Here is an 11,416-nt window from a genome sequence, read left to right as displayed (position 1 = left end):
GCGACCTCACATCCAGTGATCAAAGGGGCGGCCATTGTATAGGCCAAGCCACGAGTTATCCACACGACATCGGCAGGGAAATCCACTGTGGACAACCTGGGTATCAAGATTCTTCTGCCATCTGGACATTCTGGGGAGTGATGGAGGCCATCTGGACCGCTGGGGATAAGGCGATACTTATGCACAGTGTCATGCACAGGCTGAACTCAGGTTCTTCACCCTTTATCATCAGGGATATCCTGAGGGCAGTAGATTGAACTTCTTCGACAAAAACAGGTTATCCACAGAATCTTCCCTCCTTTATAGTTACTGTATATTCAGAACTACCTTTCTGTAGCAATGATAGCGAGGGCCTTGCTCGGGAATGCGCTTTCCCTCTCGAGGAGGTGGCGACGCACGCACAGGCAAGGTTATCCACCGGTGCTTTCCTGCCGCGAATCTGTCATTCGCTGGTCGGGCAAGACAGCCCGGGAGGCAGGGGCTATCCCCCGAAAGAGCGGGACCCGATGCACGAGTCGCCGCCCCCCCCTTCGCAAGTCTTCCCCTCGGTCAGCATGAGGCGCAGTTTCTCCTCTCCTTTCTCGACAAGGATTTTTTTGGCCCTGCACACGTGCTCCGTGGCTGGCTCGATAGCCGTGAGAAACGCCAGCTGACGGGCGGCGTGGCACGAATCAGCAGTGAAATGTCGGGAAACGGCTGTGGACAACTTCTCACGCGACATTGCAAGCGACTTGCAGATTCACTAGAATCCCTGCCCCTGACCAATCTGCCCTGTCCTCATGTGGATACAGGGCAACATTCGTTGACCTTTTCCAAACAACCACGTGGGAAGAAGCAGCTATGAAACGCACATTTCAGCCGAGCGTCCTGAAGCGCAAGCGCACACACGGTTTCCGTGCTCGTATGGCGACCAAAGGTGGCCGTGAGGTCATCCAGCGTCGTCGTGCGAAAGGCCGTAAGCGTCTGAGCGCCTGATCGAGGCCCGGATGTCCCGTCAGGGATTTCCCCGGCAGCTTCGCTTGCTGACTGCCGGGGATTACCGGCACGTCTTCGATCACACCACCCTCAAGGTACACGGCAAGGGGCTTCTGGCTCTGGCGTGTCCGAACGACCTGGGACATGCCCGCCTGGGGTTGGTGTTCAGCAAGAAGAACGTGCGCCGTGCCGTAGATCGCAACCGCCTCAAACGTCTGACACGCGAATCCATTCGCCTCCGCCAGCATCGCCTTCCGGCCGTCGACATCGTCGTATTGGCCAAGCGAGGTGTGAATGAGCTGGACAACGAGACACTGCATCGCCAGCTTGACGGCATGTGGGCTCGTCTGGAGAAGGATGCCAGACGTCTGAAAGCGGCCAAGTCAACGCCACCTGCCTGACGCGACACCTCTCCGGTGCGTCCGGCATGTGGCGTTTTTTTCGTTATGCGCCCCACCGTTCGTACCCGGACTCATCTGACTCCCGCCAGATTGATTCACCCTCCACCGGGTATACACAATGGATGTCAAACGATTACTCCTCGTGATTCCGCTTGCGGTTGTCGCCTATCTGCTGGTCGTCCAGTGGAACAAGGATTACGACCAGCCCGCTGCAGAGACACAGGCTCCCCAGGTGGCCTCTCAGGCTGCCAACGCCACTGCCCAGGGCCTTGAGGCTCCGAGCAGCAGCAATGCTTCCAGCGGCGATACCGGTCTTGCAACGCCGGACAGTGCGACCAGTACTCCGAGCAACAGCCTGATCGAAGTCAAGAGCGACGTGCTGGACCTGCGTATCGACCCGCAGGGTGGCGACGTCGTCTATGCCGCCCTGCTCGAGCACAAGCAGAACAACACCTCTGAAGCCCCCTTCGTCCTGCTGTCTGACAATCAGTCACGCAGCTACGTGGCCAAGTCCGGCCTGCAGCTGGATGGTCACAAGGGACGTATCGCCTTCTCCGCCGATAGCAACAGCTACCTCATGGGCGAGAATGACGATAGCCTGCAGGTGGACCTGAAGGCCGACGTCAACGGCGTCGCGATCATCAAGCGCTTCACCGTCAGCAAGGACAGCTACCAGCTCAAGGTTGACTATCTGCTGGACAACCAGTCCCAGCAGCCGGTCGGTGCACGCTTCATCGGTCAGCTGGCTCGCGACAACAGTGCCGACCCGTCCACCGGTGGCGGCATGGGCATGAAGTCCTATCTGGGTGCGGCCTTCTCGTCAGAAGAGAACCACTACCAGAAGGTGGATTTCGAAGATATCCAGGACGGCAGCTTCAAGAATGTCGACATCCAGGGTGGCTGGGTCTCCATGATCCAGCACTACTTCGTGTCTGCCTGGGTGCCGGCTGACAATCAGAAGAATCTGTACTACACCAGCGTCGACAAGCAGAACCGCAACGTGGCGGCCTTCGCCAGCCCGACCACTCAGGTCGCGGCCGGTCAGCAGGCTGAGCTCGGCGCCACCCTGTACGTCGGACCGAAGGATCAGGACCAGCTGGAAGCGACCGCGCCCTATCTGGAACTGGTGGTCGACTTCGGTTGGCTGTGGTTCCTGGCCAATCCGCTGTTCTGGCTGCTGGAGCACATCCACGCGCTGGTCGGCAACTGGGGTGCCTCCATCATCCTGCTGACCGTGCTGGTGAAGGTCGTGCTGTTCCCGCTCTCCGCGACCGCATACCGCTCGATGGCCAAGATGCGCAAGATGGGCCCCGAGATGCAGCGCATCAAGGAGAAGTACGGCAGCGACCGCCAGAAGGTCTCCCAGGAGATGATGAAGTTCTACCAGACGGAGAAGATCAATCCGCTGGGCGGCTGTCTGCCGATCGTGATCCAGATGCCGGTCTTCATCGCCCTTTACTGGATGCTGATGGAGTCCGTCGAACTGCGTCACGCGCCGTTCATGCTGTGGATTCAGGATCTTTCCGTGAAGGATCCGCTGTTCATCCTGCCCATCGTCATGGGTCTCACGATGTTCATCCAGCAGCTGCTGAACCCGACGCCTCCGGACCCCACCCAGGCGAAGATCATGAAGATGCTGCCCATCGTCTTCACCTTCTTCTTCCTGTGGTTCCCGGCTGGTCTGGTGCTGTACTGGATCGTCAACAACACGCTGTCGATCGCTCAGCAGTACGTCATCACCCGTCAGATCGAGAATGCCGAGCCGACCAAGAAAGGCGCATGATGCCTTTCAGGTTCGCCTGACATGACTCACCCACGACCCTCGCCTCTGGCGGGGGTCGTGGCGTTTCAGGTCTCTGTTTTCTCGAGCGATCGTGACCGCCCTGCTGCCAGCTGATGCTTCCGGACACACCCCCGCTTGCTGTCGCGGGGCGTCAGCCGCGACAATAGCGCCCATCCCCTACACCTTCATTCCGGCTTCGTGCCCGAGGTTTCTGCATGTCTACCGCCTACCAGCCTGACTCCATCGCGGCACTGGCCACTCCGCCCGGCCGTGGTGGCGTCGGCATCATCCGTGTCTCCGGGCCGGCCTGCCAGGCCATCGCCCAGGCCATGCTGGGCCAGTGCCCCCCGCCGCGTCATGCCCACTATGGCCCGTTCATGGGACTGGACACCCAGGGCAACCCCATCGCCCTCGACGAAGGCATCGCGCTCTACTTCAAGGGCCCGAATTCCTTCACCGGCGAGGATGTGCTGGAACTGCAGGGGCATGGTGGCCCGGTGATCATGGATCTGCTGCTGGAGCGCTGCGTGCAGCTGGGCGCACGCCTGGCACGCCCCGGTGAGTTCAGTGAGCGTGCCTTCCTGAACGACAAGCTGGATCTCGCCCAGGCCGAAGCCATCGCCGACCTGATCGATGCCAGCTCACGCGCGGCGGCCGAGAATGCGCTGCGTTCGCTCAAGGGCGAGTTCTCGACGCGTGTCAGTGCGCTGGTACAGCGCCTGATCGAGCTGCGCATCTACGTCGAGGCCGCCATCGATTTCCCGGAAGAGGAAATCGACTTCCTGGCCGACGGGCATGTCGCGGCGCGCCTCAATGAGGTCAAGGCCGAGCTGATGGGCGTGCGCGCCGCCGCCAACCAGGGTGCCCTGATGCGCGAGGGCATGACGGTGGTGATCGCCGGCCGCCCCAATGCCGGCAAGTCGAGCCTGCTCAATGCGCTGACCGAGCAGGACACCGCCATCGTCACCGACATCGAAGGCACCACGCGCGACGTGCTGCGTGAGCACATCCACCTCGATGGCATGCCACTGCATGTCATCGATACCGCCGGCCTGCGAGACACCCCGGATGCCGTCGAGCGCATCGGCGTGCAGCGCGCCTGGGACGAGATCGAGAAGGCGGATCGCGTCCTGTTGCTGGTCGATGCCGCGACCACGCCAGCCACCGACCCGATGGAGATCTGGCCGGAATTCGTCGCACGCCTGCCGGATCCGTCACGCCTGACGCTGGTCCGCAACAAGATCGACACCAGCGGCGAGACGCCCGGGTTGACCAACGTCACTGCCATCGAGGATGGCGATGCCGAGCAGGCACGTCATCAGGCCAGCGTGGTGCGCATCTCGGCGCGCGACAATCAGGGCCTGGATGCCTTGCGTGATCACCTCAAGGACATCATGGGCTTCACCGGCACGGCCGAAGGTCGCTTCAGCGCCCGCCGCCGTCACCTGGATGCGCTGGAGCGTGCCGGCGAGTCTCTCGACAACGGTGAGGCCCAGCTGCTTGGCGTCGCGGCGGGGGAGCTGCTGGCCGAAGACCTGCGTGCTGCCCAGATGGCGCTGTCCGAGATCACCGGTGAATTCTCGGCCGATGATCTGCTCGGGGAAATCTTCGGCAGCTTCTGCATCGGCAAGTGATCCCGCCGGACTGACCTTCTCCTCCCGAAAGCCTCCCGCCGCCAGCGCTTGCGTCTGGCGGACAGACTCTCGTTATACTGCCTCTGCCGAACATCTCCGAGTGGCGAAGATGGGCAGGGGCAGACAGGGAGTCGACATGGCGGGACGCGCAACATCGAACAGGCCGCAGGATTCCCATCGCGAGTCCCGTGACTCCAGCACCTCACTCCCGCCGAACCCCGCCGCCGAGCTGAGCACAGGGCCTCTTCCCGAGGCCCCATTGCGACATCTGCTGCTCGATTTCTTCACCCGCCACTGGCCCCGCTACCTGCTGGCCATCGCGTTCCTGATCGGGGTCGCGGGGCTGAATCTGCTGCTGCCGTGGGCCATCGGCGCCACCATCGATGCCCTGCGTGATGGCAGTCTGGATCATGATGCCCTGCTGACCCGCCTGTGGTGGCTGGTGGCAGCGGGCCTCGCGCTCTACGCCCTGCGCTATGCCTGGCGCGTGGCGCTGTTCGGGACCGCCTATCGGCTGGGGACGGAGCAGCGTGATGCCTTTCACGCCAAGCTGACACGCCTGGACCCCGGCTTCTATCAGCGTCATCGCACCGGAGACCTGATGGCGCACGCCAGTCAGGACATCGATGCCGTGGAGATGGCCGCCGCAGAAGGTGTGCTGTCCAGCGTCGATGGCGCCATGACCTTCGTACTGGTGCTGGGCATCATGCTGTTCGCGATCGATGTGCCGCTGACATTGCTTGCCTTGCTGCCGTTCCCCTTCATGGCCTGGGCCTTTGCCCGAATCTCCCGACGTATCGGACTGCGTTTTCGCGAATCGCTGGAACGCTTCTCGGACCTCAACGACCAGACCCAGGAAGCCTTCGCCGGCATTCGCATGCTCAGGAGTCATGCGCTGCTCGATGACGAAGCCCGCGCCTTCTCGAAACGCGCCGCGGCCGCCGAACGCGTGGATTATCGCGTCCAGACACTCGAGGCCGCCTTCAGCCCCGTGGTGTTTCTCTCGCTCTCGATGGCCACCTTGTTGACGCTGGGCATCGGCAGCTGGCGCTATCTCCAGGAGGCCATCACGCTTGGACAACTGACCAGCTTCTCGCTCTATCTCGCCCAGTTGATCTGGCCGATGTTCGCGCTCGGCTGGTGCCTGAACATCCTGCAGCGTGGTGCGGCGGCCGCTCGTCGCCTGGCCATCTTCCATGCGGCCCCGGAAGCGCTGCAGGATACCGGCACACGGGATGAAGTGAGCGACCACTCACTCCGCCTTGAGATCAAGGAATTCCACTACCCCGGAAGCCAGCAGCGTTCTCTTGGACCGCTCTCGCTTGAGGTGGCGGCAGGGGAAAGCCTGGGAATCGTCGGTGCGACCGGCAGCGGCAAGTCCACGCTGCTGCGCCTGCTGTCTCGCAGCTGGCCGCTGTCAGACGACCAGGCAACGCTGACACTGGGAGGTCACCCCGCAAGTGAGTACACACTTCGCGCATGGCGTGGCCAGTTCTCGCTCGTCCCGCAGGATCCCTTCCTGTTTGCGCTCTCGGTGGCCGACAATGTCGCCCTCGCGTGTCCCGAGGCCAGCCATGCGCGGATACGCCAGGCGTTGAGCGCCGCCGCCTTCGACAATGATCTCGCGCGTCTTCCCGCCGGGCTCGATACCATGATCGGAGAGCGTGGCATCACGCTCTCCGGCGGCCAGCGTCAACGCTTGGCACTGGCGCGCAGTCTGCTCACCGAGGCTCCCATCCTGCTGCTGGATGACACCCTGTCCGCCGTGGATCAGGTCACCGAGCGCACCCTGCTGACCACGCTGGCACGTCTGCAACACTCTGAGCGCCAGGGACGACAGCGCACGCTGATCATCAATAGTCATCGTCTGTCAGCCGTCCAGCGCTGTCAGCGCATTCTGGTCCTCGAGGACGGGCGCATTCTTGAACAGGGCAATCACCGGACGCTGCTCGAGGCGCGTGGCGCCTACTGGCGACTCTGGCAGGCCCAGCAGGCAGACCGGGACAGCGATGCACCGCAGGGAGTGCGCTCATGAGTCACACGCAATCCAAGGCTCCCGTGACATCACGCTTGCTCAGCCGTCGCCGCCTGATACTGCTGTGGCAACCGCTGAGGCAGCGCCTGGGGGATGTCCTGCGCGCGCTGTCGATCCTGATCGTTGCCACGGCGCTGGACGTCCTCGGCCCGTGGCTGACACAGCGTTACCTGGATGAACACCTGATTCCCGGCAATCTGGCCCCCGAGGCACTGGCAGGGCTGATGGGTCTGTACCTGATCACCCAGGGTGGGGCAGCCGCCGGGCGCTATCTGCAGCAACTGCGCTTCGCACGCCTGGCCCTCGCCAGCGTGCGCGATCTGCGTGAGCGAGTCTTCACTCACCTTCTCCATCAGCCACTGACGACATTGGACACTCTGGCGGCCGGTGAACTGGTGGCACGCGTGACCAACGATACCGAGTCCCTGAAGGAGCTGTATGTCGGAGTGCTGGCCACGCTGGTCGGCAACGTGGTGCTGCTGATTGGCATACTGTCGGCCATGGCGTTGATGGATGGCACCCTCGCGCTCATCGCGATGGCACTGATTCCGCTTTCCATCGGATTGATCTGGCTCTATCAGCGTTTCTCCGGTCGTGCTGCCAGTGAAGTACGCCGACTGCGCGCCTTTCAGAATGCACGTATCGCCGAGGCGATCGGCGGGATGAGTGTCCTGCAGGCCAGCCACCAGACGACGCGCTTCGGCGAGCGCTATCATCGCCTCAATCTCGCGCAATATTCAGCGCGCATGCGCACGGTACGCGTCTCGGGCCTGTTGCTGCGTTCCGCCATCGACCTGATGGCCATGCTGATCACGCTGACACTGGTCGCGGTCTTCGGGCTGCGTGAACTGGGCGGAGGCGCTGAGCTGGGCGTGCTGTATGCCTTCATCGCCTGGCTGGGGCGCATCAGCGAACCGCTGATCGAGATTACCCAACGCCTGCAGGTCTTCCAGTCAGCGCTGGTAGCCGCCGGACGTCTGGAAGAAGTGCTGGAGACTCCGCGGGAAGGGGAAGCGGCGGGGACGATGACGGAGTCCGGGGCAAAGGCTGCCCCCTCCTCCACGCCGGCGTCAGCACGAGCGAGCGAGACAGATGTCATCACGACGTTGGCGAGTGGTCACTATCAGCTCGAGCATCTGACCCACTGGCACCAGGGGGCAGAAGCCCCTGCGCTGGATGGCATCACGCTCATGATCGAAAGTGGTGAATTTCTGGGGGTCGTCGGTCCGACCGGCAGTGGCAAGTCCACCCTGCTCGACCTGCTCAGTGGTCAGCGCCCGGCTCACCGCGAGCAACTCCGGCTGGATGGACGGCCACTGGGAGAGTGGTCAGCACACCAACGCGCAGCGGCCATCGCCATCGTTCCCCAGGAGCCCTTCATCCGTGCCACGACATTGCGCGACAACCTGCTGCTGGGACGCGAGATCAGCGATTCACGGCTGGACATGGTGCTGGACAAGGCACACCTGACGCCGCTGATCCGCGGACTGCCGGAGGGCCTCGATACGCTGCTGGGCGAGCGAGGCCTGAGCCTTTCCACCGGGGAGCGGCAGTTGCTGGCGCTCGGCCGTGCTCTGGTGGCCACCCCACGCGTCCTGCTGCTGGATGAGGCCACCGCCAGCATCGACAGCCATACCGAGGCGCTGCTGCAGCAGGCGCTGCAGGAGTTGCGCGGCGAGGTGACCCTGATCGTGGTGGCACATCGTCTGGCCACGGTGCGGGACGCAGATCGATTGCTGGTGCTGGAACAGGGGCGCATCACGCAGTTGGGGTCACACGAAGAATTGATGACGACGCCCGGCCTCTACCAGCGCCTGTGGCAGGAAGATATTCCCCACTGACGCGAGGCGTCGCCTTGATCATTCATGTGAACATGAACTGGATCACGCAAGACGCCCCCACAGGCTTCGCCTGTGGGGGCGTCTGTTCTGCGAAGCCTGAGTGGCAGGCTTCCGCCTTCAGCTCTCACGCCGACCTTCAGGGCTTGCGCGGACCGCGCGGCTTGCTGCCCTGCCCCTTGTCGGGGCTTCCCTTGGTCGCCTTGCCCTTCATGGCATTGTGTTCCTGCTTCTCACGCAGGGCACGCGCCTCACGGGCATCCAGCGGCTTGCCGACGTCGCTGGTGTCTTCAGGGCGCTGCCTGGCGGCATACTTCCTGGGCAACTTGGTGGTGCTGGAAGAATTGACCTGACCATCGCGGCCAATCGCCGGCGTACTGCGCTTGCTGACGCGAGTGGAGCCTTCACGGCGCCCCTTGCCCGGCATGCTGGAAGACCAGTCGCTCCAGCTGGCAGAATCCTTGCCTGCAGCCTTGCCCGCCATCTCGCCCTTGCCACGCGGTTGTGCCGGCTCGGGGCGAGACGTCGACTTGCGCTCGGCGGGCTTTTCGCTGACCCGCTTCTCACTGGGGGCGGAATGCCCATGCACCTGGTCCTTGATCTGCGCCTTGATGCTGGTCTTCGGCTTGGCCGTCGCGGAATGACGCTTGCCCTTGGCCTTGGGCGTCGCGCTGTCATTGCGGACGCGCGGCTTGGCCCAGCCTTCTCCGCGCTTGAGCTTCTCACGCTTGGGCTTGGCCTGAGTCACTTCCACGTCGGCGTCGCGCTTGACCTTCTGGTTGAGCTTGCGCAGCGCCAGCAACCGCTCGCGCGGCATCGGCTTGGGTTCGCTGCGCGCTCGTGCGACCTCTTCCGACAACCACCACAGGCCCTTGTGCTCGACGGCAACGGACTGCGGAGCCGGCAGTGCGCCCTTGAGCACCTCGACCACCTCCTGCATGGCATCAGAGAACTGACGATCGAACTGCCACGGAGGATTGATCACCAGCATGCCAGAGCCATACATGCCGTGATCGCCCTCGGGCGAGTCAATCACCAGCTCGCTGCGCCACATCGGCGCGGGCGACTGCTTCTTGAGGCGCTCGAGCAGGTCATGCTGACGACCGGCCGGCAGCAGCGGATACCAGATCATGATGGTGGCATGACGAGACTTGCGCAGCGTCTCGACCACGACATCCGCCACATCACGGTAATCGTTCTTGAGCTCGTAACTGGGGTCGATCAGCACCGCGACACGCGGCGTGGTGACCGGCACTGCTGCCAACAGGCCAGACAGCCCGTCCTGCTGGCGGCGCATCACCTTGCCAAGACTGTCACGCTGCACCGGCGCCTGGTCGAAGTGGTAGATCTCACCCGGATGCAGTTCATACGCCAGCAGCCTGTCCCCCTGACGCAACGCCTGGCTCAACCACCAGGGCGAGCCGGGATAAACGCTCAACGTGGACGGCGCTCCCTTGCCACTCTCGGGCTGCATGTCGGCCAGCCTGGCCAACCAGCGTGCCAGCGGCTTGTCCGCTGCACCCGGGGCAGGTTCGCCCGCGTCCGTCAGCCAGCGATCGCGCACCTGCCACACTGGCAACACGCCCTGCTCATACTCGCGCAATTGCTCTGTTTCACGTGCCGCCAGGGGATACCAGCCGCGTCCGGCATGGGTATCGATGAACGTAACAGGCGACTCTTTACGTAATAGATGCTCGGCGAGCGTATTGGCCAGCAGGTGTTTGTGGAGATCGGCGAAGTTGCCGGCGTGATAGGCGTGCTGATAGGCGAGCAAATGCGCCTCCTTGATACGGCGATGTCAGCGGCATGATGCCGGCTGGACAGAAATCTGGGGGCGGTGGCTTCAGCCAAAGTGACCGATGGATGAAGACCGCTGAAGGGGCTGAAGGATAGCAGAGATGGTCACTTGTCACCCCAAAAGCCGTCCTTCACAGACGACAAGGCCCACGCCGAAGCGCAGGCCTTGTCTGAAACATCGATGCGACCCGCTGCCGTCAGGACAGCTGGCTGAGACTCAGCTTTCCAGCGGAGTCAGAGTGATCTCGACGCGACGGTTCTGTGCACGACCGGACTGGGTATCATTCGATGCCACCGGGCTGGCTTCGCCATAACCACGCATGTTCAGACGATTGAAGGCGATGCCACCACTGGCCAGATAGTTGCCGACCGCCTGGGCACGCAGCTCGGACAGATTCTGGTTGTAGTTGCTGGCACCGGTGGAATCGGTATAGCCCGCGATGTTGACGCGAGTCTCGTCATATTCCTTGAGAACCGTGATCACACCATCCATGACCGGCTGAATCTGGCCGGACAAAGTGCTGGAATCGGAACCGAAGGTGACGTTGGACGGCATGTTGAGGATGATCTGATCGCCGACACGGGTCACGCTGACGCCGGTGCCCTGCAGCTGATCACGCAGCTTGGCTTCCTGGACATCCATGTAATACCCGATGCCACCACCGGCTGCCGCGCCGGCTGCCGCGCCGATCAGCGCCTTGTCGAGACGATGGTTGCCACTCTTGGTCGCCCCGGCGATGGCACCAACGACAGCCCCGATACCGGCACCCTTGGCCGTACTGGAGGTCTGCTGCTCATTGGTATACGGGTTGGTCGTGGTGCAACCCGCCATCGCGACGGCAGCTGCCAGCGGCAGGGCCAGGAGTACGGACTTCTTCATGGTAACGCTCCCTATCTTCACTCTCATGGATGGCAAGACGACATCGGCGTAGTGCCACATTCTGGTGTGATCA

At 62.9% G+C, this 11,416-nt stretch carries 8 protein-coding genes; 6 read left to right on the top strand and 2 right to left on the bottom strand.

Going from position 1 to position 11,416, the window contains the following annotated elements:
- Positions 1-840: 840 nt before the first annotated feature.
- From rpmH to BOH68_RS17560, 6 genes are all read left to right on the top strand, one after another.
- A complete protein-coding gene (gene rpmH / locus BOH68_RS17585) occupies positions 841-975 on the top strand; it encodes a 50S ribosomal protein L34 (RefSeq protein ID WP_043331656.1) in 135 nt (44 codons plus the stop codon).
- Positions 976-986: 11 nt separating this feature from the next.
- On the top strand, positions 987-1,376 hold the full coding sequence (rnpA, locus tag BOH68_RS17580) for a ribonuclease P protein component (protein ID WP_077379742.1): 390 nt from the start codon (positions 987-989) through the stop codon (positions 1,374-1,376).
- Between the two features lie 118 nt (positions 1,377-1,494).
- The gene (gene yidC / locus BOH68_RS17575; RefSeq protein WP_077379744.1) at positions 1,495-3,159 is read left to right on the top strand and encodes a membrane protein insertase YidC; all 1,665 of its coding nucleotides are present in this window, start codon (positions 1,495-1,497) and stop codon (positions 3,157-3,159) included.
- Positions 3,160-3,374: 215 nt separating this feature from the next.
- Positions 3,375-4,793, top strand: a complete 1,419-nt coding sequence (gene mnmE, locus BOH68_RS17570) for a tRNA uridine-5-carboxymethylaminomethyl(34) synthesis GTPase MnmE (RefSeq protein WP_077379746.1) — start codon at positions 3,375-3,377, stop codon at positions 4,791-4,793.
- Between the two features lie 136 nt (positions 4,794-4,929).
- Complete coding sequence (locus tag BOH68_RS17565) at positions 4,930-6,828, top strand: ABC transporter ATP-binding protein (protein WP_077379748.1); 1,899 nt, start codon at positions 4,930-4,932, stop codon at positions 6,826-6,828.
- Complete coding sequence (locus BOH68_RS17560) at positions 6,825-8,669, top strand: ABC transporter ATP-binding protein (RefSeq protein WP_077379750.1); 1,845 nt, start codon at positions 6,825-6,827, stop codon at positions 8,667-8,669. The genes BOH68_RS17565 and BOH68_RS17560 overlap by 4 nt, the downstream gene beginning before the upstream one ends.
- Positions 8,670-8,805: 136 nt before the next feature.
- Here BOH68_RS17560 and BOH68_RS17555 read toward each other — a convergent pair whose 3' ends face one another.
- On the bottom strand, positions 8,806-10,440 hold the full coding sequence (locus tag BOH68_RS17555; RefSeq protein ID WP_077379752.1) for a 23S rRNA (adenine(2030)-N(6))-methyltransferase RlmJ: 1,635 nt from the start codon (positions 10,438-10,440) through the stop codon (positions 8,806-8,808).
- Between the two features lie 240 nt (positions 10,441-10,680).
- Positions 10,681-11,343 carry an OmpA family protein gene (locus tag BOH68_RS17550; RefSeq protein ID WP_077379755.1) on the bottom strand — a complete coding sequence of 221 codons (663 nt, stop codon included), beginning with the start codon at positions 11,341-11,343 and terminating at the stop codon, positions 10,681-10,683.
- Positions 11,344-11,416: the final 73 nt, after the last annotated feature.

The organism is Cobetia sp. MM1IDA2H-1, from assembly GCF_002916775.2.
Lineage (GTDB): Bacteria > Pseudomonadota > Gammaproteobacteria > Pseudomonadales > Halomonadaceae > Cobetia > Cobetia marina.
The sequence above is the reverse complement of the archived record's forward strand: the minus strand, read 5'-3'. Positions and strand labels throughout refer to the sequence as shown.

Excerpts from the sequence above, each read along its gene's own strand:
- rpmH (WP_043331656.1), top strand. The coding sequence starts at position 841 with ATGAAACGCACATTTCAGCCGAGCGTCCTGAAGCGCAAGCGCACACAC.
- rnpA (WP_077379742.1), top strand. The coding sequence starts at position 987 with ATGTCCCGTCAGGGATTTCCCCGGCAGCTTCGCTTGCTGACTGCCGGG.
- yidC (WP_077379744.1), top strand. The coding sequence starts at position 1,495 with ATGGATGTCAAACGATTACTCCTCGTGATTCCGCTTGCGGTTGTCGCC.
- mnmE (WP_077379746.1), top strand. The coding sequence starts at position 3,375 with ATGTCTACCGCCTACCAGCCTGACTCCATCGCGGCACTGGCCACTCCG.
- BOH68_RS17565 (WP_077379748.1), top strand. The coding sequence starts at position 4,930 with ATGGCGGGACGCGCAACATCGAACAGGCCGCAGGATTCCCATCGCGAG.
- BOH68_RS17560 (WP_077379750.1), top strand. The coding sequence starts at position 6,825 with ATGAGTCACACGCAATCCAAGGCTCCCGTGACATCACGCTTGCTCAGC.
- BOH68_RS17550 (WP_077379755.1), bottom strand. The coding sequence starts at position 11,343 with ATGAAGAAGTCCGTACTCCTGGCCCTGCCGCTGGCAGCTGCCGTCGCG.